This is a genomic window from Halomonas elongata (assembly GCF_029081005.1).
Classification (GTDB): Bacteria; Pseudomonadota; Gammaproteobacteria; order Pseudomonadales; family Halomonadaceae; genus Halomonas; species Halomonas elongata_B.
Map to the genome: position 1 here is coordinate 96,136 of NZ_JAJQTQ010000001.1, position 20,813 is coordinate 116,948.

A 20,813-nucleotide genomic window follows, 5' to 3' on the forward strand; every position below is an offset into this window, starting at 1 on the left:
CACCGCGCCATGCCTCCGACGCCCCAGCGTCGAGAACGTCTTCACGCCCTGCCGGGACGATCGCCATGCTGGCTGACTGGTTGGAGCGGAGCCTGAGCGAATCGGTCTCGTCGCCCGAGCGGGGCGACATCCCGGGCGGGCGTTTCCGGGTCCCTGGTCCAGGATTACTGGAACTCACGCCGGATACCGACGAGGCACAAGCACCCACCGTCGTGCTGTCGACCGGTATTCACGGCAATGAAACGGCCCCCATCGAGCTGCTCGGCGCCAGCCTGGCTCGACTGGAAGCCGGCCTGCTACAGCTTGGCGGCCCCGTCCTGGTGATCCTGGGCAATCTCGAGGCCATCCGCGCCGGCACCCGCTTCGTCAACACCAACCTCAACCGCCTGTTCCGTCGCGACCTGGTCGAGGACGGCATGGAACCGGATCGAGCCCGCACCTTGATGGAAGCCGTGGATGCCTTCCATGAGCGCCACCCGGGCCGCCGACGCCTGCACTACGACCTGCACACGGCGATCCGCGACAGCCAGTACCCGCGCTTCGCGGTGGAACCCTTCGCCGACACCGCCACCACGCCCGAACAGTGGCAATGGCTGGCCGGCGCCGACATTCAGGCAGTGCTTCACCAGCACGATCACAGCTGGACCTTCTCCCACTACAGCAAGTATTACCATGGCGCCCAGGCCTTTACCCTGGAGCTCGGCCGAGCCCTTCCCTTCGGCGCCAATGACCTCGCACCTCTGGCGCCCATGGGCCGGCTGCTCGATGCGCTGCTGGAGGCACGCGAACCCGCATCGGCCAGCCCCGCTCGCTTGGCCTTCTTTCGGGTCGAGCACGAGCTGATCCGCCATGCCGAGGCCTTCCGGCTATGCTTTCCCGACGACACCCCGAATTTCACCGAGTTCGCCCCCGGTACGCGACTATCGGAAGACGCCGAGGCCGGTCCCTTCACGGTCGGCGACACGCCCCTGCGCGTGGTCTTTCCCAACGCCAGGGTCGAACTTGGCGCTCGAGCGGCGCTGCTGGTGACGCCGGTCCGGGATGCCGACGCGGAGTAACGACGCCTTACACGTTTCACCAACGGTGAATAAAACTGCAAAATAACAACAAGTTGGAGTTATTTTATGTTTCGAACCACTGCCTCCATAGACCAAGGTCGCATTCCTGATGGCGTGACATGGCCTGCCGATGGCCGTCTGGCCTGTTAGAATCGCCCACCTTTTTCGCGCCGGCCACACGCTGCCCGGTCCCGACCCAGGCGACCTTTCCCGAACTGGAGTCCGTTTCATGGCCGATACCCCGATTCCGCTGGAAGTGCGCAACATCACCAAGCGCTTCGGCGATACAGAAGTCCTCAAGGGCCTCTCCCTGAAGGCCCACAAGGGTGATGTCATTACCCTCATCGGAGCCTCCGGCTCCGGCAAGAGCACCTTCCTGCGCTGTATGAACCTGCTGGAGCAGCCCAACGAAGGCGAGCTGATCGTCCACGGCGAGTCGATCCGCTTCAAGGAGGCCAAGCACGGCCGCGAACCGGCAGACTGGAAGCAGGTCGTCAACATGCGCGCCAAGCTCTCCATGGTGTTCCAGAGCTTCAACCTCTGGGCCCACATGACGCTGCTCGAGAATGTCATCGAGGCACCGATCCATGTGCTCGGCAAGTCGAAACGCGAGGCCATCGACCATGCCCGCGAGCTCCTCGAACGCGTCGGTCTCGGTGAACGCGCCGACTACTACCCGGCCCAGCTTTCCGGCGGTCAGCAACAGCGCGGCGCCATCGCCAGGGCTCTGGCCATGGATCCCGAAGTGATGTTGTTCGACGAGCCGACCTCGGCCCTCGACCCGGAACTGGTCGGCGACGTGCTGAAGGTCATGCGCGACCTCGCCGAGGAAGGCCGCACCATGATCGTCGTGACCCACGAGATGGCCTTCGCCCGCGACGTTTCCACCCAGGTGATCTACCTGCATCAGGGCCAGGTCGAAGAAGCCGGACCTCCCGACCAGGTCCTCGGCAACCCGAACTCCGAGCGGCTCAAGCAATTCCTGGCGCCCAAGCACTGAGGCGGCCCGGATGAGGAGATTCCCATGATCGACCTGCACGGCTACGGCCCGCGCCTCGCGGAAGGCGCCCTGGTCACCATCGAACTGGCGATTCTGTCGCTGATACTCGCCATCGTGCTGGGCCTGGCCACCGCCAGCGCCAAGATGTCGCGCAACTGGGTGCTGCATCGCCTCGGCACCCTCTATACCACCCTGATCCGGGGCGTGCCCGATCTGGTGTTGATGATGCTGCTGTTCTTCGGCGGCCAGATCGGCGTCAACATGTTCACCGACTGGCTCTACAACCGGTTCGACATCGATATTTTCATCAACATCAACGAATTCGTCGCCGGCGTGGTGACCATCGGCCTGATCTTCGGGGCCTACATGGGCGAGACCTTCCGTGGCGCCTTCCTCGCCGTGGAAAACGGCCAGATCGAGGCCGGCCGCGCCTATGGCATGTCTCACTGGCTGGTCTTTCGACGCATCCGCTTCCCGCAGATGATGCGTCACGCCCTGCCGGGGCTCTCGAACAACTGGATGGTACTGCTCAAGACCACCGCGCTGGTCTCGGTGATCGGCCTGTCCGACATGGTGAAGGTGGCCGCCGAGGCCTCCAAGGCCACCCGCGAGCCCTTCACCTTCATGATCATCGTCGCCGTCATCTACTTGCTGATCGCCAGCGTCTCCGAATGGGGCTTCGCGCGACTGCAGAAGCACTATGACATCGGCTATGGGGAGGCGGACTGATGGAAAGCCTGATGAACTGGCTGCAGGCCCAACTGGCCGACAACAGCATCTTCACCCTGCAGACCCTCTCCTACTACGGGGACGGCCTGGTCACCACGATCCAGCTGGTCTTCCTCTCGCTGATCATCGGCCTCGTGCTGGCCGTACCGCTGGCCATCGGCCGCGGCTCCAGGCACGCCTGGGTGCGCCTGCCGATCTTCTTCTACTGCTACGTATTCCGGGGCACACCGCTGCTGGTCCAGCTCTACCTGATCTACTACGGCGTGGTCTTCGTCGAAGGCATCCAGGACACCTGGCTGTGGGTCATCCTGGAGAAGCCGTTCGTGCCCGCACTGGTCGCCTTCACACTGAATACCGGGGCCTACACCACCGAGATCTTCCGCGGCGCCATCAAGTCCACGCCCAAGGGCGAAATCGAGGCCGCCCGCGCCTACGGCATGTCCTGGTCACTGATGCTGCGACGCATCGTGCTGCCCAGCGCCTTTCGTCGCGCCCTGCCGGCCTACGGCAACGAAGTGATCTTCATGCTGCATGCCAGCGCCATCGCCAGCGTGGTGACCATCATGGACCTGACCGGAGCGGCCCGCTTCGTCTATGCCCGCTTCTACGCGCCCTTCGACGCCTTCCTGTTCGTCGCGGCGATCTATCTCTGCCTGACGTTCACGATCATCTACTTCTTCCGTCACCTGGAGAAGCGGCTGCTCGCCCATCTCAAGCCGGCCAGCGGCTGACGACCGTCGAACGAACGTTGGTTCACAACGTTCGTTCACGGCCTTTCGACCCGTCCCGCCTTCGGCTATCGTGGACGAGTCGCCACCCTTGGACGCCGTTCGACCTTCGAACCCGGCCTTGCGGTGAAGCCATCAACAAAAAGGGAAGTGATTCATGAAACTCAACAAACTACTGAGCATCGGCGTACTCGGCGCCAGCATGATCGCCGGCGTCGCCAACGCCGAGGTCCGCGATATCCGCATCGGCGTCGACGTGCCCTACGAGCCCATGGAATACCGCACCCCCGACGGCGAGTTGACCGGCTTCGACATCGAGCTCGGCAACGCCATGTGCGAAGAGATCGGCATCCAGTGCGAGTGGGTCGTCCAGGGGTGGGATGGCATCATCCCCGGCCTCCAGGCCCGCAAGTACGACGCCATCATGTCGTCCATGACCATCAACGATCAGCGGCGTGAGCAGGTGCTGTTCTCCGACCCCTACATCACCCCGCCCTCCGCCTGGTTCGCGCCGACCGATACCGAAATCGAAACACCGAGCGAGGAAAGTCTCGAAGACAAGACCATCGGCGTGCAGCGCGGCACCCTCCAGGACAACTACGTGACCGACCTGTACGGCGACGTGGCCGACGTCAACCGTTATGCCACGGCCGACGACATGGTGCTGGACATGGATTCCGGTCGCCTGGACATCGTCTTCCTCGACTTCCCGATCGGCAAGTCCACCCTGCTCGACAGCGAGGCCGGCGACTACACGACCGTGGGCGAGAAGATCACCGAACCCAAGGAGTACTTCGGTGAAGGATTCGGCATCGCCTTCCGCCAGCGGGACGAAGCGCTGGCCAAAGCCTTCAACGAGGCCCTTGCCACCCTGAAGGAAAACGGCACCTACGCCGAGATCGAAGCCAAGTACTTCAGTGAATAAGCTCTGCTGCGACTGACGCACCTCGTGCATTCGCCATGCTTTGCGGCCCCTGGAGACAGGGGCCGCATTTTATTCCGCTCGTCCGCCACTCCCTTCTCACACCCGAGGATGCGTGCCCGGCACATGTTCGGCGTCTTCACTCGAGAGCGTCTCCTGCGGCGGCCGGGACAGTGCATCGAGAATGCCGCACTCGGCGGCCGGACGCTGCCCCTGGCAACGGGCTCGCAGCGCCACCAGGGATTCCTCCAGTACCTGAAGCTGGGAAATACGCGCCTTCACATGCATCAGGTGTTCGTCGATCAGGATGTCGGCCTGATGGCAGGTCCCCTCCGGATCGTCATGGCATGCCAGCAAGGCCCGGATCTCGTCCAGGGTCATGTCCAGCGCCCGACAATGCCGGATGAAGGCGAGACGCTCGACGTGCACCTCGCCATAGAGGCGGTAATTCGCCTCGCTCCGCGCCGGTTCGGGCAGCAAGCCTTCCCGTTCGTAATAGCGAATGGTCACGACTCGGCATCCCGTGCGAGTCGCCAGCTCACCGATTTTCATCATCGACCTCCACTCACTCAGCGTCAGGGCTTGACCCTATACAGACTATAGGGTGTGTGATGTCGGCAAGATATCACGAACGGAGCCCGAGATGTCCGATGACACGCCTCAGGAACATGGCTGCTGCTGCGGCGGCCATCCCGAACCTCGCGAGACCGTGACCGCCCCGGCCGACAGCGACACCCTGCGCCTGCGTATCCAGGAGATGGACTGCCCCACCGAGGAAGCCCTGCTGCGCAAGGCCCTGACCTCGGCCCCCGGCGTCGCCGCCCTGGAGTTCGACCTGATGGGCCGGATCCTGAGCATTCATCATCACGACGCCGACACCGAAGCGCTACAGGCACGCGTGCGCGGCCTGGGCATGACGCCTCGCCCCCTGGACGGCATTGACGATAGCGCCGATGACGCCCCTGACGGCGACGAACCCCGATGGGGCCGGCTGATACTGGCCGGGATCCTGGCGCTGTCGGCGGAGATCGCCGGCTGGACGCCCTGGCCCTGGACCGGCTGGCTCTCCCCGCTGCTCGCCCTGCTGGCCATCGCCCTGGTGGGCCTGCCGACATGGCGCAAGGGCTGGGTGGCGATTCGTCACCGCACCCTCAACATCAACGCCTTGATGAGTGTGGCGGTGACCGGTGCCCTGCTGATCGGTCACTGGTCGGAGGCCGCCATGGTGATGGTGCTGTTCACCCTGGCGGAACGCATCGAGGCAGGTTCCCTGGAGCGCGCCCGCCGTGCCATCCGCGACCTGCTCGACAGTGCGCCCCGTCAGGCCCGACGACGCACGGAGGCAGGCGAATGGGAGACCGTGGCCGCCGAAGACGTGGCCATCGGCGACGTCGTACGAGTACTCCCCGGCGAGCGCCTACCACTGGACGGCGAGGTCGTGCGCGGTCATCCCAGCCTGGACGAATCGCCGATCACCGGCGAGAGCTTGCCCGTCGACAAGGCGCCGGGCGACAGCGTCTTCGCCGGCGCCATCAATCATGACGGTGACTTCGACATCCGCACCACCCGAGAGGCCAGCGACACGACCCTGGCGCGCATCATTCACGCCGTCGAGCAGGCCCAGGCCAGCCAGGCCCCCACCCAACGTTTCATCGACCGCTTCGCCGCCGTTTACACGCCCGCGGTCTTCGCCCTCGCCATGCTAACGGCCCTGGCCTGGCCCTGGATCGTCGGCGGCGTCTGGCTGGACGGTATCTATCGTGCCCTGGTGCTGCTGGTGATCGCCTGCCCCTGCGCGCTGGTCATTTCCACGCCGGTGACCATCGTCAGCGGCCTTTCCGCCGCCGCCCGAGCCGGCATCCTGATCAAGGGCGGCCGCTTCCTGGAGCAGGGCCGGCACCTGACCTGGCTGGCCCTGGACAAGACCGGCACCCTGACCCGGGGCGAGCCGACACTCGAACATTGGGAAGCACTCGACGTATCCTCGGAAGAGGGCCTCCAGGACCTGGCGCGGCAAGCCTCGCTGCTCGCCGGTCGCTCGACCCACCCCGTATCCGCCGCCATTCAGCGTGCCCTCTCATTGGATTCGAATGACGGCAACGTCGATGATGTCCGCGAACGCCCCGGTCAGGGCATCGAAGGCCGGGTGGATGGCCAGGCACTCTGGCTCGGCAACCGCCGGCTGGCCGATGCGCAGGGCCTGATCGACGCGACGCTCGCGGAGCGCATCGAGGCACTGGAGCGGCGCGGCGCCAGCGTCGTGGCACTGGGCTCATCGGAGCGTGTACTGGCGCTGTTCACCGTGCGCGATCCACTCAAGCCCACCAGCCTGGCAGCCATCGAGGCCCTTCACGGGCTCGGCGTGAAGACCCTGATGCTCTCCGGCGACAACCGGCACGCGGTAACGGCCATCGCCGGAGAAGCCGGCATCGACAGCGCCCGAGGAGAATTACTCCCCGAGGACAAGCTCGCCATCATCGAGGAAAGCGGTCGCGACGGCGTGATCGGCATGGTCGGTGACGGCATCAACGATGCGCCGGCGCTGGCCCGTGCCGATATCGGCTTTTCCATGGGGGCAGCCGGCAGTGACGTGGCCATCGAGACCGCCGACGTGGCACTGATGGACGATGACCTCGGCAAGTTGCCGGCCTTCCTGCGCCTGTCCCGTGCCACGCACAGCATCCTGGTTCAGAACATCGTGCTGGCTCTCGGCATCAAGGCCGTCTTCATGATCCTGGCCTTCGCCGGTCAGGCCACTCTGTGGATGGCGGTGTTCGCCGATCTGGGCGCCAGCCTGCTGGTCATCGGCAACGGACTGCGCCTGCTGCGTATCCGGCCCGGATGAGAGGCCCGAACGGCGACATTCAGCACCAATCGCCATTGCTCCGTGACCAGGCCAGTGTTCCGTAATCGGGCAAGACCGGCCTAGAGGCATCGGCGCATGAAATTGAGTATCCAGCGCACCATCAAACGGTCATCGACCGGGGCATCCAGCGAGGCCAGCCCCCGGTCGACCCGTTCGGCACCGACCAGGCCGGCACGCAGCCGCATCAAGTCCGCCGAGTAGGCCTTGGCGAACTCGGGATGTCCCTGCACGCCGAGGAAACATTCACCGACCTGCATCAGATACAGGGGGCAGAAATCGCTTCCCGCCAATACTCTGGCGTTCGGGGGAGGCGTCGCCACCTGGTCCTGGTGGCTGACCACCAGATCGAGTCCATCCTGCCATGGGTCCATCCAGTCGGCCCGTCCCGTCACCTCATTACAGGACATGCCCACTCCCCAGCCCCTGGAACTCTTGACGACCTCCCCGCCCAACGCCTTGGCGATCAACTGATGGCCAAAGCAGATGCCGACCAGGGGGCTATCGGTCTCCCACAGCCGTCGGATGAAATCGCACAGCTCATCGATCCACGGCAGGCCATCATTGACCCCGAACCTGGAACCGGTCGTCAGCCAGGCATCCACCGCCCCGGGATCATCAGGCAACTCGCCATCCAGGCAACGCCACACCTGGAAGGTCAGTGTCGGATCCACCGAGGTGAACAGTCGCTCGAACATCGCCGGATAGTTGCCGTGCCGCTCCCGCAGCTCCGGCGCCACATCGTCACACTGCAAAAGGCCTATGCGCATCGCCCCTCCTCCCGTTGGGGAAACACTGCTTAAATGCCTGCGCATGCAAATCGCTGCGTTACGCGGTGCGCGAAAGCTCGCCTAACGACACGTTATGTCTCGCTTTCTGTGCTCCGTGTGCCTTGCGCTTCACTATGCTCGGCGATTTATTCAGCATTTCCTTGATCCCGTCGTGATGCTTCCCCCGCTCGGCATGCGCCTAGAGACGGCCCTCGACCGCATCGACGAAAATGTCGCGATATCGCTCGGGCTCGAAGGCGATGGGATTGGAAGCAGATGACGGATCGGCGACGGCCATCCGGCCGACCTTCTCCGCCTGTACGGTATCGATGCCCAGCGCCGCCAGCGTAGGCGGTATGCCCAGGCGCTCGCGCAGATCGAGCACCCAGTCGATCACCGCCCCGGTACCCGGCTGACGCAGGTCGAGGTAGCGTCCCAGGCGCACCATGGGCTCACCGATGGCCTGCTCGTTGGCTCGCAGCACATAAGGCATCAGCACTGCATTGAGAGTCCCGTGATGCGCGTCGTACAAGGCGCCGAGCGGATGGGCCAGGGCATGCATGGCCCCCAGCCCCCGCTGGAAGGCGGTTGCGCCCATCATCGAGGCCACCAGCATGTGCTGGCGTGATTCGAGGTCTCGGCCGTCGGCATGGACGCGGGGCAGATGATCGCGAATCCGCCGCATGCCCTCCACGGCGATCCCCTCGGCCATGGGATGGTAATTGGGCGAACACCAGGCCTCGAGACAGTGCGACAACGCATCCATCCCCGTGGCAGCGGTGAGCGACGCCGGCAAACCGATGGTCAGCTCAGGATCGAGAATCACCGTCGCCGGCACCATCCGAGGGTGAAAGATGATGCGCTTGACGTGCTCCTGCTCGTTGGTGATGACCGAGGCACGCCCCACCTCGGACCCCGTGCCGGCAGTCGTCGGTACGGCGACCACCGGCGCCACGGCATCACCGTCGGCGCGCTTCCAGTAGTCGCCGATATCCTCCAGTTCCCAGATCGAGAGCTCGTCACGCTGCCCGGCCATCAAGGCCACCGCCTTGGCGGCATCCAGCCCTGAACCGCCGCCGAAAGCGATGACACCATCATGTTCGCCCTCCCGGAAGGCCGTTACCCCGGCCTCGACATTGGCCCCGGTAGGGTTGCCCTTGATCTCGCTGAACACGCTGACCCTCAAGCCCTCATCGGCACAGTGCTGTACCAGATCGTGCACCATCGGCAACCCCGCCAGGCCGGGATCAGTCACCAGCAAGGGCGCGCACATGCCCAGCGCCCGGCACGCCTCCGGCAGTTCCCGCACGCGCCCTGGCCCGGCGAGAATCCGGGCAGGATAGTTCCAGGTGGCAATGAACTGACTCATGTCGTCTTTGCTCCTCATATCCTCAGTCTCCAATATCGGCGGCATGGCACTCGAAGCTCGAAACCCAAAGCATACGAGCAGCGAGATACGAGATCCGAACCCCGACAACCACCTCCAGAGCGGCAACTCCCTGCTCGTCGCTCGTAGCTCGAAGCTCGAAGCTCGAAGCTCGAAGCTCGAAGGCAATGTGAATCCCCGCTCCCTAGGGCCAAGGGTTTTCTTCCAGCTTCAAGCTTCCAGGCGCGAAGCGCCGCTCTTCCTTCTTGTTCAATGCTTCAGATGAAAGGACTTGGGTCGGGTCAGCGTCTCGTAGCCCAGTCGCGACAACGAGCAACCGCGTCCCGACTGCTTGACGCCGGTCCAGGCCAGCTCAGGGTCCAGGTAGTCGCAGCGATTGGTGAAGACGGTCCCCGCGTCCAGGCGCCGCGCCAACTGCTCACCGGCAGCGATATCGCGCGTGAAGATCGCGGCAGTCAGGCCGAAGTCGCTGTCGTTCATCAGCTCGATGGCCTCGTCGTCGGAATCCACCGGCATGATGCCCACCACCGGGCCGAAACTCTCCTCGCGCATCACGCGCATGGAATGCTCGACATCCGTCAGCACCTGGGGCGCCAGGTAGGCACTCCCTGGTTCGGATAACGGATAGTCGCCGGGATCGATCCAGGCTTTCGCACCGGCGGCCACCGCCTCTTCCACCTGTCCCCTCACGAAATCTGCCGCCGCCGGCTTGACCAGAGGCCCCAGGGTAGTCGTCGGGTCGGTGGGATTGCCCAGCCTGAGCTGCCGCACCCAGGCCACGGCCCGCTCGACGAAGGCATCATGCAGTTCGCGATGCACATAGATTCGCTCGATGCCGCAGCAGCTCTGGCCGGCATTGAAGAAGGCACCATCCATCACGCCCGGTACGGCGGCATCGAGATCGGCATCGGCGCGCACATAGGCGGGATCCTTGCCGCCCAGTTCCAGGCCGGTGGCGATGAAACGCCCCGCCGCATTGCGCTCCACCATATCGCCGCCACCGACCGATCCGGTGAAGGACACATGGTCGATGCGCGGATCGCGAATCAATGCCTCGGTCGCCGGATGGGACAGGTGAAGGTGCTGAAAGACCCCCTCGGGCAGACCGGCCGCCTCGAAGGCCTGCTGGAGTCGCTCGGCACACAGAGGCGTCTGGGCGGAATGCTTGAGGATCACCGTGTTGCCGGCCATGAGCGACGGCACGATGGCATTCACCGCGGTCATGAACGGAAAGTTCCAGGGCGCGACGATGAACGACACGCCCAGCGGCTCACGCGTGATATAGCGGGTGAATCCCGGCTTGTCGGACAGCGTGATCGGTGCCAGCGCCTCCTCGGCCAGAGCGATCATGCCGCGGGCCCGCTCCTCGAAGCCGCCGATCTCCCCGCCTCCGGCGGAAATCGGCCGCCCCATCTGCCATGTCAATTCCTCGGCCAGCTCGTCGCGACGGGCAACGAAGGCGTCGACCATTGCCGAACAGAAACCGGCGCGCTCGGCGATCGACGTCGCACGCCAGGCCCGTTGCGCCGCCACTGCCCGTTCCAGAACCGCCTCCACCCGCGCCGCATCGGCCAGCTCCCGCTCGACATACACCGAACCATCCACCGGCGAAATCGTCTGTTGTACGGCCATAGTGCCTTGATCCTCTCGTTATCAACGGCGAGTCATGTAACGCCTCGAGCTACGAGCCTCGAGTTTCGAACCCCACCCCACTTCTCATCGCTCGCATCTCGTCGCTCGTCGCTCGTCGCTCGTCGTTCAAATAATTTCGAAGTAGCGATCCAACTCCCAGTCAGTAATATGCTGCCGGAACGCCCGCTCCTCCCATTCCCGGGTCGCCGCGAAGTGGTCGACGAAGGCGTCGCCGAACAGCTCCCGAGCCGCCTCGGATGCCTTGAGGCGCTGGGCCGACTCCCACAGGGTGCGCGGTAGCGCCTGATGGGCCGGGTGATCGAGTTCATAGGCATTGCCCTTGACCGGCTCATCGGGCTCGAGCCGGTGCCGAATGCCATAGAGCCCGGCGCCGATGGCAGCGGCCAGCGCCAGGTACGGATTCGCATCGGCGCTGCCGAGCCGGTACTCGACCCGCTGGGACTTGGCGCTGCCCGGTATCACCCGCAATGCGGTGGTGCGATTCTCCACGCCCCAGGTGGCTTCGGTGGGCGCCCAGAAGCCGGGGATCAATCGGGTATAGCTGTTGATGGTGGGTGCGAACATGGCCAGGAACTGCGGCATCAGCTTCTGCTGGCCGGCCACGAAATGGCGCTGCACATCGCTCATGTGATGGGGCTTGTCGGCATCGAAGAACGCCGACTCGCCACTCTCCCGATCCTGCAGCGACAGGTGGATATGCCCGCTCTGTCCCGGATAGTCAGGCGACCACTTGGCCATGAAGGTGGCCATCAGTCCGCGACGCTGGGCCCAGACCTTGGTGAAGGTCTTGAACAACGCGCCCTTGTCGCCGGCGGCCATGGCATCGTCCACCGCAATGGCCGCCTCGAGCACGCCGGGGCCGGTTTCGGTGTGCAGCCCCTCGATGGGAAAGTCCATGTCCTGCGAGAGCGCCAGGAGCTCATGGTAGAGCTCGCTATGCACCGAACTTCGCAGCATCGAGTAGCCCATCATGTCCGGTGTCAGAGGCTTGAGATTGCGGAATCCCTTTTCGCGCACCGACTCGGGCGTCTCCTGAAACAGGAAAAATTCATACTCCAGGGAGCCACTGGCTTCGTAGCCCATGTCTTGCCCGTGCTCCAGGACCCGACCGAGCAGGCCGCGCGGACAGATATCGCTGGCGGGACCGACAAATTCGGCCAGGAACAGCAGCATCCCGTCGCCCTCGCTCGGCATCTCGCGACAACTGTCGACGACGATCCTCAGGGGGGCGTCGGGATAGCCGGTATGCCAACCGGTGAAGCGCACGTTGTCATAGAGCTCATCCTTGCTGTCCCACCCCAGCACCACGTCGCAGAAGGCAAAACCGTCTTCCAGGGCAGAGAAGAACTTGTCGCGCTGCATGTACTTGCCGAGCATCACGCCGTCGATATCGAACATGCCCACCTTGACGTGACTCAGGCCGCGTGCCTCGACGATGCGCCGAGCGTCCTCTGCCGTCTTGATGTCTCTCGCCTGCATCTCGCTCATCCTGCCTTCTCCCTACCTGTTGTCACGACCTCGATCGCGTTTTTCCGGCCGGGCGGGGAGGACTCCCCGCGCCGGGCCGGAGCCTCGATTCAGGCATAGCGGTAGGGAGGGCCGGCCTGCTGCATGATCTGGCGGTACTCCTTGAGAATCTTCACCACACGAGCGTTGCGCTCGCTCTGCTCGGCGATCTCGTCCCAGAAGGTCAGCGCCTCGTCCTCTATCGTCTGCCACTCGGACTCGGGGATCGAGGTCAGCTCCAGCTTGCCGCCCTGGGTGCGATAGTGGGCCTCGCCCCACCAGTACCAGTGCTGGCGATAGTAATGGGAGCTATCCATGCACATCCGGAACAGCGTCTTGAGATGTTCGGGCAGCGCTTCCCAGCGCTCGCTGTTGGCGAAGTAAGACCCCGCCCAGGCACCGGAGATATTGTTGGTCAGGTAGTACTTGCTGACATCGGCCCAACCGACGGTATAGGCCTCGGTGATGCCGGCCCAGGCGATGCCATCGAGCTCCCGGGTCTGCATCGCCACTTCGATGTCTTCCCACGGCAGGGTCACCGGCACGACGCCGAAACGGCTCAGGAAGCGTCCGGCCGTCGGGAAGGTGAACACGCGCTTGCCCTCGAGGTCAGCGATACTGCGAATCGGCTCGCGCGTCACGAAATTGCACGGGTCCCAGGACCCCGAGCCGAGCCAGGTCACGTTCTCGATCTCGTTATAGGCTTCTTCCCAGATCTCCTTCAATCCGTAATGATTGAACAAGGTGGGCACATCGAGACTGTACCGGGAAGCGAACGGGAAATAGCCGCCGAACACCGACACGTCGACCGGTGCATTGATCGAGTCGTCGTCGCTCTGCACCGCATCGATAGTTCCTCTCTGCATGGCCCGGAACAGCTCGCCGGTGGGAACCAGTTGGTCGGAGAAGTACAGCTCGATCTCCATCTCGCCGTTGGCGGCCCGATTGAAGGCATCGATGGAGGGCTTGATGACGTGCTCCGCCAGTGCCGGCCCCGCATAGGTCTGCAAGCGCCAGCGGATCGGCTTCTTCGACTGGGCATGGACATAGGGCGCCGAAAAGGCGGCGGCGCCGACCGAAGCGGCACCGGCCATTCCAGCCTTCTTCAGAAAGTCGCGACGATTGTTGGTCATGACCTCATCTCCTTCACTACGTTGTTGTTGTCGAGCGGCCCGGTATACACCGAGGCCATGGGTAACGCCTTTATCGTTGCTCTTGGCGTACCTCCCGAAGTCGCCTCAGTAGCCACGCACCAGCTCAGGCAGCCAAAGCGCCAGTTGCGGGAAGATGGTGATCAACGCCAGGCCCAGTAGCATGATGCCGACGAACGGCCAGACGCTGCGGTAGATGTCGGAGAGCGACACCTCCGGCGGCGCCATGGCACGCATCAGGAACAGGTTGTAGCCGAAGGGCGGCGTCATGTAGGCGATCTGCACGGTGATCGTATAGAGCACGCCGTACCAGATCGGGTCATAGCCAAGCGTGATGACCAGCGGCACGTAGAGTGGCGCCACGATCACCAGCATGGCGGTGTCATCCAGAAACATGCCCAGCAGGATGTAGGACAGCTGCATCATCACGAGAATCTGCCAGGGGCTCAGTCCCATGTTGTCGAGGAATACCGACTCGATCGCCCGCACTGCGCCGAGGCCGTCGAAGACGGCGCCGAAGCATAGTGCCGCGAGGATGATCCACATGAACATGCAGGTGATGCCGAGCGTCTTGCGCACGGTGCCCTCGATGACCGTCATGTTCAGGCGCCCCTTGAACAAGGCCGCCAGGGTGGCAGCCAGGGCCCCCACGGCGGCGCTCTCGACCAGGCTCGTCACGCCCATCAGGAACAGGCCGGTCATGGCGAAGAAAATCGCCAGGGGCAGAATCCCGGCGCGCAGCAGGGCCAACTTGTCACGCAGCGGCATTCGCCGCTCGTCTTCGGGCAACGCCGGACCGAGACTCGGCTGCAGACGGCAACGAATGACGATATAGAGCACGAACATCGTCGCCAGGATCAGGCCGGGGATGGCCCCGGCAAGCCACAATTGGCTGACAGGCTGGCGCGCGATCATGCCATACAGCACCAGCACCACACTGGGCGGTACCAGAATGCCGAGCGAACTGCCCGCCTGAATCACGCCGGTTACCATGATCTTGTCGTAGCCACGCCGCAGCAGCTCGGGTAACGCGATGGTTGCCCCGATCGCCATGCCCGCCACGCTCAGGCCGTTCATCGCCGACACTACGACCATCAGGCCGATCGTGCCCACCGCCAGGCCGCCCTTTAGAGAGCCCATCCAGACGTGAAACATCTCGTAGAGCTCGCTGGCGATGCCGGATTCCGACAGCATGTACCCCATGTAGATGAACAACGGCAGGGTGAGCAGCGGATACCAGTTCATCAACTGAATGCTGGCACTGAACGGCATCTCGACACCGCCGTCTCCCCATAACAGCAGTGCCGAGGCGGCACCGACGAAACCGATCACGCCGAACACGCGCTGGCCGGTCAGCAGCAACAGCATCATCGACGAGAACATGGTCAGGGCGATCATCTCGTAGCTCATGACAGCCCCTCCCCACGCAGGCAGGCGATGTCCTTGAACAGCGTCGAGAGGCTCTGCAGCAACATCAGCAGAATGCCGAACGTCATCAGCGCCTTGATGGGCGCCAGGGGCGGCGCCCATGAAGAGTAGTTGGTTTCGCCATACTGGATGGCATAGCTCGTGCTGGAGATGCCGCCGAGCAGCAACACCACCAGAAAGACGATCAACAGCAGGATGGTGAGTCCATCGACAAGGGCCCGGGTGCGCACCGACCAGCGCGAGTAGAACAGATCCATCCGCACATGCTCGCCGAGCTGCATCGAGTAGGCGCCACCGAGCAGGTAATAGGACACCATCAGGAACTGCGAAACCTCGACACCCCATATCAACGGGCTGTCAAACAGGGTCCGCGAGATCGAGGCATAGAGCAGCACCCCGATCATGATGAAGATCAGATACATCACCAGGCGCCCGACGCGGCGATTGAAGCGATCCACGTAGTGGACGTAGAGGCGTATCGGTCTCGGCATGGCGTTTCCCCGTCTCCCCGCAAGCGTTGCTGCGACAAAGCTTGGATGCGGGGGGCCAGCCGCGCCACATGCATCGGTCTGGATGACGTCCGAGCTATAGGTAAAACCGATATTAGGGCTCGGCCTTACGAGACGCGGTCTCGGGAAAACGGTCCTGGGGAAAGCCGTCTCAGGAAAAACGCCCCAGGGATGCCTCCAGCCAGGCATGGCGCGCCCGCAACGCCCGTCGAAACTCGCCATCGAGCAGCCGCCTCGCATCGCGGGCCAGTTGCGCCGGCAGGTCACCGAGTTCATCGCGTCGGGCCACCAGGGTCAGTTCCCGGCTCAACGGCGAAAGAGGCAGCGGCTCGATGCGCAGATCGAGCGTATCGAGCCCCGCCTGGAACAGGCATAGCGGTGTGGTAATGGTCCACCCCACGCCATGACTGACCAGCCTCATCAGGGCGCAGGTGTTGTCGAGATGAAGGCGTGGCGGCAGTTCCAGCCCCTCGAGGCGAAGGTAGCGCTCGATGGTCTGGCCGATCAGCGAATGCGGTACGTAACGGGCAAAATCCAGCTGCCGTGATAACCAGCGCAGGTTGTTGACCGGCCCGCTCCAACTGCCGGGCAGCACCAGCACGAAGGGCTCGCGCAATATGGCATGACGCTCCAGGCCATCGTAATCCTGCAAGGGGTCATCGGAGATGATCACATCCACATGCCGCGTCAGCAGAGAATGGGCATGCATGTGCGACAATCCGGTGGTCAGGGTATGGTCGCGAGTATGGCGGCGAATCATCTCGATCAGCGGCTTGCCCACGGCAGTGGCCAACGAGTCGACCAGAGCCAGGCGGACCTGATGCAACTGGCCGAAACCACCGGAAACCAGCTCGCGGCGCGTCACTCGCGCCTCCTTGAGCAGCCGTTTGGCGCGATCATGAAAGAAGCGCCCGGCGCTGGTCGCTTCCAGCGGTCGCGAACGACGATCGAAGAGTGCCACGCCCAGCGCCTCTTCGAGATTGGCCAGGCTCTGCGACACCGAGGACTGCTTGATGCCGAGATAGTCTGCCGCGGCACTCTGGCTGCCGCGTTCCAGCGTCTCGACGAAGATCTCCATACTGCGCAGGTCAAACCCGAAGCCGCTTCGCATCCCCTGTCTCCCCTGTCCTGACCGGCTCACAGCATGCCATAGCGACGCGCACCGGGCGCGTCACGACGGTATCGACTCGACGAGGAACACCTTGAAGGCCTGCCACAGCGGACTGCGATAACGCTCGGGATGCCAGACCAGCGAGAAAGTCCGACGCAGCGACAGCTCACTGTCGAGCGCCACCAGCTCGCCCCGCTCGAGTTCGCCTTCCACGCTCAGCCGGGACAGGCAGCCGAGCCCCAGGCCGGCGCGCACGGCCTGCTTGATGGCCTCGTGCTGCCCCAGCTCCATGCGCCCCCTGGGAAGAATGCCACGGGCCTGCATCGCCCGCTCGAAGACCGACCGGGTGCCAGAGCCCGACTCCCGCAGGATCCAGTCCGCTTCGGCAAGGGTGTCATCATCGAGCCATGCCCGCTGGACCAGCGGATGGGTCGGCGCGGCGACGATGACCAGTCGATCTTCGCACCAGGCCTCGCTGGCCAGTCGGGGTTCACGGCATTCTCCCTCGATCAGTCCCAGATCCGCCTCCAGGCGCAATACATCGGTGATGACCTCGAAGGTATTGCGCAACTTGAGGCGCAGATCCACCGCCGGGTGATGCTCGCTGAAGCGACCGGCCAGACCGGGCAGCAGATAGGTCCCCACGGTGGCACTGGCGGACACGCTGAGCGCCCCGTGCAGCTCGCCCCCGGGCTCCCGGGCGGTCGCCACGAAATCCGCGACGCCCTCGAGCAATTCTTCCGCCCGCGGCATCATCCGACGCCCCAGTTCATTGAGCAGCAGACGACGACCGGGGCGCTCGAACAACGCCACCTCGAGCTGACGCTCGAGATCGGACAACGCCTGGCTGGTCGCCGACTGCGACAGGCTCAGCGACTCTGCTGCCGCACTCACCGTGCCCAGCCGCGCCACCGTGACGAAGACTTGCAGTTGTCGAAAACTCACCGCGGGCGTCATATCGGTTTTTCCGAAAAGAGGTTTCGTTATTAGTTGATAACCAGATGAGCTATTAGCGCATAGGATGCTCGACAGAAACAACGTCGTCGAGGTTCCCAACATGTGGCAAGGTCTGTTGATATGTGCCGCCCTCACCACCGCCGGGTTCAGCCTGGTACAGCTGCCCGGTCTCGCTGAAGGCAGCGTCAGTCCGCTGGTGGTGGCGCTGCTGCTCGGCATCCTGATCGGCAACCTGCCACTGGCACGCCGCATCGAAGGTGCCGGCCCCGGCCTGGCCTTCGCCACGCGCAGGCTGCTGCGCGGTGGCATCGTGCTGTTCGGCCTGTCGCTGACCCTGCAACAGGTCGTCGCCCTGGGCCCCAAGGTCCTGCTGCTGGATATGCTGGTGATCACCGGCGTACTGACCGCAGGTTACGTGATCGGTACGCGCGTGCTGGGCATGGATCGCGAGACCACCCTGCTGACCAGCGCCGGCAGCGCCATCTGCGGCGCCGCCGCGGTACTGGCCACCGAATCCACCATTCGCTCGCGCCCCGCCGCCACCGCCATGGCGGTCGCCACCGTGGTGCTGTTCGGCTCGCTGGCGATGCTGCTCTACCCGCTGCTCTATCCACTGCTGGGCATGGACGAAGGCCTCTTCGGCATCTATATCGGCGCCACCGTTCACGAAGTCGCCCAGGTCGTGGCTGCCGGCGAAGCGGTGGGTCCCGAGGCACTGGCCAATGCGGTGATCGTCAAGCTGGTGAGAGTCATGCTGCTGGTGCCCTTCCTGCTGATCGTCGGTCAGTGGTGGCTGCGCCGCCACGCACCCGCCGAGGGCAAGATAGGCGGTGGCCTGGTCATTCCCTGGTTTGCCTTCGGCTTCATGGCCATGGTGGTGTTCAACAGCCTGGTCACCCTGCCTCCGCTTCTGCACGACACCCTGGTGCTGGCCGGCCAGGTCGCGCTGACCATGGCCATGGCCGCCCTGGGCTTCGAGACGCGGCTGGAGAAGCTGCGCGCCCTGGGTGTCCGCCCCTTCATCCTGGCACTGACCCTGTTCTTGCTGTTGATCGGAGGGGGGTGGCTGGCCAGCAATCTGGTCATGCGTTGAAGTATCTAGGTTAGAAGTGGGCTTACCCCCTGCGCCCACTTCCATTGAAAGCTTGAAAATGCTCTCTTACTCGAAACTGAAACGCGGCGTCGGTGCTTCGGGGAGCAGAGCCGCGCAGGCCCGTACCTTGTCCAGCAAGGCCTCGTGGGTCGGCGCCACCAGGTTGACGTGCCCCAGCTTGCGACCGGGGCGCTCGCTCTTGTCGTAACGATGCAGGTGAGCATCCTCGATCTCGAGCAGCCGCGCCGGCTCGCCTTCCTGGCCGATGACGTTGACCATGCAGGAGGGCATCCGGGCGGCGGTGTCACCAAGCGGCAGTCCCTGGATGGCGCGCAGGTGATTCTCGAACTGGCTGGTCACCGCGCCATCCATGGTCCAGTGGCCGGAGTTGTGCACCCGGGGCGCCATCTCGTTGGCCAGCAGCCCGCCGTCGGGCATCTGAAAGAGTTCCAGGGTCAGCACGCCGACGTAATCGAGCTCATCGAGCAGCGCCCGGATATAGCCATCGGCGGTGTCCTGAATGGCGGCGTCGAGATCCGGCATGGGCGCCAGCGAATAGCGCAGGATGCCGTCCACGTGCAGGTTCTCGGCCATCGGATAGAAGACCACCTGACCGTCGCGCCCCCGCACGGCGATGATCGATACCTCACGCACGAAGTCGACGAAGGCCTCGACGATCAACCGCGGATGATGGATGGATCGCCAGGCCTCGGCCGCATCGGCCGGGTCCTTGATCACCGCCTGGCCCTTGCCGTCGTAGCCTTCGGTAACCGACTTGGCGACGACCGGCGCTCCCAGCTCGCGTACCGCATCTTCCAGTTCCTCGGCGCTCTCCACCAGACGATAGGCCGGAGTGGGAATCGCCAGGCGGTCGAACAACGCCTTCTCCTCAGCGCGATGCTGGCAGATTCGGATCGCCTCGCTGGAGGGATGAACCGGCTTGTGCTCCTCGATGGCCTGGACCAGCGGCACCGGCAGATGCTCGAACTCATAGGTGACCAGGTCGACCTTGGCCAGGAAGTCGGCCAGATGTTTCTGGTCGGTATCCACCATGACATCACCGATGCCCGCGCTGGGATGGCCGGTGGTGTCGAGGAAAGTAAAACGATTGGCCAGCGGATACCCCGCCAGGGCCAGCATCCGGCCCAGTTGGCCGGCTCCCAGTACACCGATATTCATGGTTTGCCTCACTGTGAGTCGGGACGCGGATCGGGGTTATCCAGCACCTTGCGAGTCTGTTCGGCGCGGAAAGCCTCTACTGCCTCGCGCACCGAAGCCTCCTGCAAGCCGACGATCTGTGCGGCCATCAGCCCCGCATTGGTGGCGCCGGCCTTGCCGATCGCCAGGGTGCCCACGGAAACACCCCCGGGCATCTGCACGATCGACAACAGCGAATCCAGCCCCTTCAGCGACTTGGACTCCACCGGCACGCCCAGCACCGGTAACGCCGTCTGGGAGGCCACCATGCCCGGCAGATGGGCCGCACCTCCGGCACCGGCGATGATCACCTGAAGGCCACGCTCGGCGGCGGACTTGGCGTAATCGAACAGCAGATCGGGGGTACGATGGGCCGAGACCACTCGGGTCTCGCAGGCCACCCCCAGGCGCTCGAGCATCTCGACGGCATGTTCCATGACGGGCCAGTCGGACTGCGACCCCATGATCACGCCGACACGCGGCGACTCGTTTGCTGGCATCCAGGGCTCCTCGCTAAAGGACATTCGCAAAAGGGCTTTCACAAACCCTCTTCACAAAACAATGACACGCCGAATGGCGAAGCCATTCGACACATGGAAAAGTGGAAGCTAACCATTCTAACAGAGCCGCACCGCGCCTACCTCTCCCCGTTTCGTCGGGTACTGGGAAGCGGCGTTGTCACCACGGAGCGACAGCGGATTTCACGCTGCATGCGAACTTGATTGTTAATATCAAGTCACAAAGTCGGCCC

At 64.0% G+C, this 20,813-nt stretch carries 19 protein-coding genes; 7 read left to right on the forward strand and 12 right to left on the reverse strand.

Annotated elements, in window-relative coordinates:
- Positions 1-65: 65 nt before the first annotated feature.
- The 5 genes from LU493_RS00415 (at position 66) to LU493_RS00435 (ending at position 4,440) form a co-directional block, all read left to right on the forward strand.
- Entirely contained in the window at positions 66-1,058 is a 993-nt protein-coding gene (locus tag LU493_RS00415) for a succinylglutamate desuccinylase (RefSeq protein WP_275285803.1), read from the forward strand.
- A 229-nt stretch (positions 1,059-1,287) separates the two neighbouring features.
- Entirely contained in the window at positions 1,288-2,058 is a 771-nt protein-coding gene (locus tag LU493_RS00420; protein WP_275285804.1) for an ABC transporter ATP-binding protein, read from the forward strand.
- Between the two features lie 24 nt (positions 2,059-2,082).
- Positions 2,083-2,787 carry an ABC transporter permease gene (locus LU493_RS00425; RefSeq protein ID WP_275285805.1) on the forward strand — a complete coding sequence of 235 codons (705 nt, stop codon included), beginning with the start codon at positions 2,083-2,085 and terminating at the stop codon, positions 2,785-2,787.
- Positions 2,787-3,518, forward strand: a complete 732-nt coding sequence (locus LU493_RS00430; RefSeq protein WP_275285806.1) for an ABC transporter permease — start codon at positions 2,787-2,789, stop codon at positions 3,516-3,518. The genes LU493_RS00425 and LU493_RS00430 overlap by 1 nt, the downstream gene beginning before the upstream one ends.
- 154 nt (positions 3,519-3,672) lie before the next feature.
- Positions 3,673-4,440 (forward strand): transporter substrate-binding domain-containing protein, encoded by a 768-nt coding sequence (locus LU493_RS00435; protein ID WP_275285807.1) that lies wholly within the window; start codon positions 3,673-3,675, stop codon positions 4,438-4,440.
- A 96-nt stretch (positions 4,441-4,536) separates the two neighbouring features.
- Here LU493_RS00435 and cadR read toward each other — a convergent pair whose 3' ends face one another.
- Positions 4,537-4,989: a Cd(II)/Pb(II)-responsive transcriptional regulator gene (gene cadR / locus LU493_RS00440; protein ID WP_275285808.1), complete on the reverse strand. Its 453-nt coding sequence runs from the start codon at positions 4,987-4,989 to the stop codon at positions 4,537-4,539.
- Between the two features lie 91 nt (positions 4,990-5,080).
- Between cadR and LU493_RS00445 the strand changes: the two genes are divergently transcribed.
- A complete protein-coding gene (locus LU493_RS00445) occupies positions 5,081-7,282 on the forward strand; it encodes a heavy metal translocating P-type ATPase (RefSeq protein ID WP_275285809.1) in 2,202 nt (733 codons plus the stop codon).
- Between the two features lie 80 nt (positions 7,283-7,362).
- Here LU493_RS00445 and LU493_RS00450 read toward each other — a convergent pair whose 3' ends face one another.
- The 9 genes from LU493_RS00450 to LU493_RS00490 form a co-directional block, all read right to left on the reverse strand.
- Complete coding sequence (locus LU493_RS00450) at positions 7,363-8,070, reverse strand: glutamine amidotransferase-related protein (protein ID WP_275285810.1); 708 nt, start codon at positions 8,068-8,070, stop codon at positions 7,363-7,365.
- 199 nt (positions 8,071-8,269) lie between these two features.
- A complete protein-coding gene (locus LU493_RS00455; RefSeq protein WP_275285811.1) occupies positions 8,270-9,439 on the reverse strand; it encodes an iron-containing alcohol dehydrogenase in 1,170 nt (389 codons plus the stop codon).
- Between the two features lie 267 nt (positions 9,440-9,706).
- The gene (locus LU493_RS00460) at positions 9,707-11,089 is read right to left on the reverse strand and encodes an aldehyde dehydrogenase family protein (protein WP_275285812.1); all 1,383 of its coding nucleotides are present in this window, start codon (positions 11,087-11,089) and stop codon (positions 9,707-9,709) included.
- A 126-nt stretch (positions 11,090-11,215) separates the two neighbouring features.
- Entirely contained in the window at positions 11,216-12,598 is a 1,383-nt protein-coding gene (locus tag LU493_RS00465) for a glutamine synthetase family protein (protein WP_275285813.1), read from the reverse strand.
- Positions 12,599-12,687: 89 nt separating this feature from the next.
- The gene (locus LU493_RS00470) at positions 12,688-13,749 is read right to left on the reverse strand and encodes a TRAP transporter substrate-binding protein (RefSeq protein ID WP_275285814.1); all 1,062 of its coding nucleotides are present in this window, start codon (positions 13,747-13,749) and stop codon (positions 12,688-12,690) included.
- A 105-nt stretch (positions 13,750-13,854) separates the two neighbouring features.
- The gene (locus LU493_RS00475) at positions 13,855-15,177 is read right to left on the reverse strand and encodes a TRAP transporter large permease (protein ID WP_275285815.1); all 1,323 of its coding nucleotides are present in this window, start codon (positions 15,175-15,177) and stop codon (positions 13,855-13,857) included.
- A complete protein-coding gene (locus LU493_RS00480; RefSeq protein WP_275285816.1) occupies positions 15,174-15,686 on the reverse strand; it encodes a TRAP transporter small permease subunit in 513 nt (170 codons plus the stop codon). The genes LU493_RS00475 and LU493_RS00480 overlap by 4 nt, the downstream gene beginning before the upstream one ends.
- A 169-nt stretch (positions 15,687-15,855) precedes the next feature.
- The gene (locus LU493_RS00485; RefSeq protein WP_275285817.1) at positions 15,856-16,815 is read right to left on the reverse strand and encodes a LysR family transcriptional regulator; all 960 of its coding nucleotides are present in this window, start codon (positions 16,813-16,815) and stop codon (positions 15,856-15,858) included.
- A 60-nt stretch (positions 16,816-16,875) separates the two neighbouring features.
- The gene (locus tag LU493_RS00490; protein WP_275285818.1) at positions 16,876-17,772 is read right to left on the reverse strand and encodes a LysR substrate-binding domain-containing protein; all 897 of its coding nucleotides are present in this window, start codon (positions 17,770-17,772) and stop codon (positions 16,876-16,878) included.
- A gap of 100 nt (positions 17,773-17,872) precedes the next feature.
- On the opposite strand from LU493_RS00490, the gene LU493_RS00495 reads away from it, so the two are divergent.
- Positions 17,873-18,865 carry a YeiH family protein gene (locus tag LU493_RS00495; protein WP_275285819.1) on the forward strand — a complete coding sequence of 331 codons (993 nt, stop codon included), beginning with the start codon at positions 17,873-17,875 and terminating at the stop codon, positions 18,863-18,865.
- A 66-nt stretch (positions 18,866-18,931) separates the two neighbouring features.
- Here LU493_RS00495 and LU493_RS00500 read toward each other — a convergent pair whose 3' ends face one another.
- Both LU493_RS00500 and purE read right to left on the reverse strand, forming a co-directional pair.
- The gene (locus LU493_RS00500; protein WP_275285820.1) at positions 18,932-20,044 is read right to left on the reverse strand and encodes a 5-(carboxyamino)imidazole ribonucleotide synthase; all 1,113 of its coding nucleotides are present in this window, start codon (positions 20,042-20,044) and stop codon (positions 18,932-18,934) included.
- Between the two features lie 8 nt (positions 20,045-20,052).
- On the reverse strand, positions 20,053-20,562 hold the full coding sequence (gene purE, locus LU493_RS00505) for a 5-(carboxyamino)imidazole ribonucleotide mutase (RefSeq protein WP_275285821.1): 510 nt from the start codon (positions 20,560-20,562) through the stop codon (positions 20,053-20,055).
- Positions 20,563-20,813 lie beyond the last annotated feature (251 nt).

What these genes read in the sequence shown, in the direction of transcription:
- LU493_RS00415 (WP_275285803.1), top strand. Translation starts at nt 66, where the DNA reads ATGCTGGCTGACTGGTTGGAGCGGAGCCTGAGCGAATCGGTCTCGTCG.
- LU493_RS00420 (WP_275285804.1), top strand. Translation starts at nt 1,288, where the DNA reads ATGGCCGATACCCCGATTCCGCTGGAAGTGCGCAACATCACCAAGCGC.
- LU493_RS00425 (WP_275285805.1), top strand. Translation starts at nt 2,083, where the DNA reads ATGATCGACCTGCACGGCTACGGCCCGCGCCTCGCGGAAGGCGCCCTG.
- LU493_RS00430 (WP_275285806.1), top strand. Translation starts at nt 2,787, where the DNA reads ATGGAAAGCCTGATGAACTGGCTGCAGGCCCAACTGGCCGACAACAGC.
- LU493_RS00435 (WP_275285807.1), top strand. Translation starts at nt 3,673, where the DNA reads ATGAAACTCAACAAACTACTGAGCATCGGCGTACTCGGCGCCAGCATG.
- cadR (WP_275285808.1), bottom strand. Translation starts at nt 4,989, where the DNA reads ATGAAAATCGGTGAGCTGGCGACTCGCACGGGATGCCGAGTCGTGACC.
- LU493_RS00445 (WP_275285809.1), top strand. Translation starts at nt 5,081, where the DNA reads ATGTCCGATGACACGCCTCAGGAACATGGCTGCTGCTGCGGCGGCCAT.
- LU493_RS00450 (WP_275285810.1), bottom strand. Translation starts at nt 8,070, where the DNA reads ATGCGCATAGGCCTTTTGCAGTGTGACGATGTGGCGCCGGAGCTGCGG.
- LU493_RS00455 (WP_275285811.1), bottom strand. Translation starts at nt 9,439, where the DNA reads ATGAGTCAGTTCATTGCCACCTGGAACTATCCTGCCCGGATTCTCGCC.
- LU493_RS00460 (WP_275285812.1), bottom strand. Translation starts at nt 11,089, where the DNA reads ATGGCCGTACAACAGACGATTTCGCCGGTGGATGGTTCGGTGTATGTC.
- LU493_RS00465 (WP_275285813.1), bottom strand. Translation starts at nt 12,598, where the DNA reads ATGAGCGAGATGCAGGCGAGAGACATCAAGACGGCAGAGGACGCTCGG.
- LU493_RS00470 (WP_275285814.1), bottom strand. Translation starts at nt 13,749, where the DNA reads ATGACCAACAATCGTCGCGACTTTCTGAAGAAGGCTGGAATGGCCGGT.
- LU493_RS00475 (WP_275285815.1), bottom strand. Translation starts at nt 15,177, where the DNA reads ATGAGCTACGAGATGATCGCCCTGACCATGTTCTCGTCGATGATGCTG.
- LU493_RS00480 (WP_275285816.1), bottom strand. Translation starts at nt 15,686, where the DNA reads ATGCCGAGACCGATACGCCTCTACGTCCACTACGTGGATCGCTTCAAT.
- LU493_RS00485 (WP_275285817.1), bottom strand. Translation starts at nt 16,815, where the DNA reads ATGCGAAGCGGCTTCGGGTTTGACCTGCGCAGTATGGAGATCTTCGTC.
- LU493_RS00490 (WP_275285818.1), bottom strand. Translation starts at nt 17,772, where the DNA reads ATGACGCCCGCGGTGAGTTTTCGACAACTGCAAGTCTTCGTCACGGTG.
- LU493_RS00495 (WP_275285819.1), top strand. Translation starts at nt 17,873, where the DNA reads ATGTGGCAAGGTCTGTTGATATGTGCCGCCCTCACCACCGCCGGGTTC.
- LU493_RS00500 (WP_275285820.1), bottom strand. Translation starts at nt 20,044, where the DNA reads ATGAATATCGGTGTACTGGGAGCCGGCCAACTGGGCCGGATGCTGGCC.
- purE (WP_275285821.1), bottom strand. Translation starts at nt 20,562, where the DNA reads ATGCCAGCAAACGAGTCGCCGCGTGTCGGCGTGATCATGGGGTCGCAG.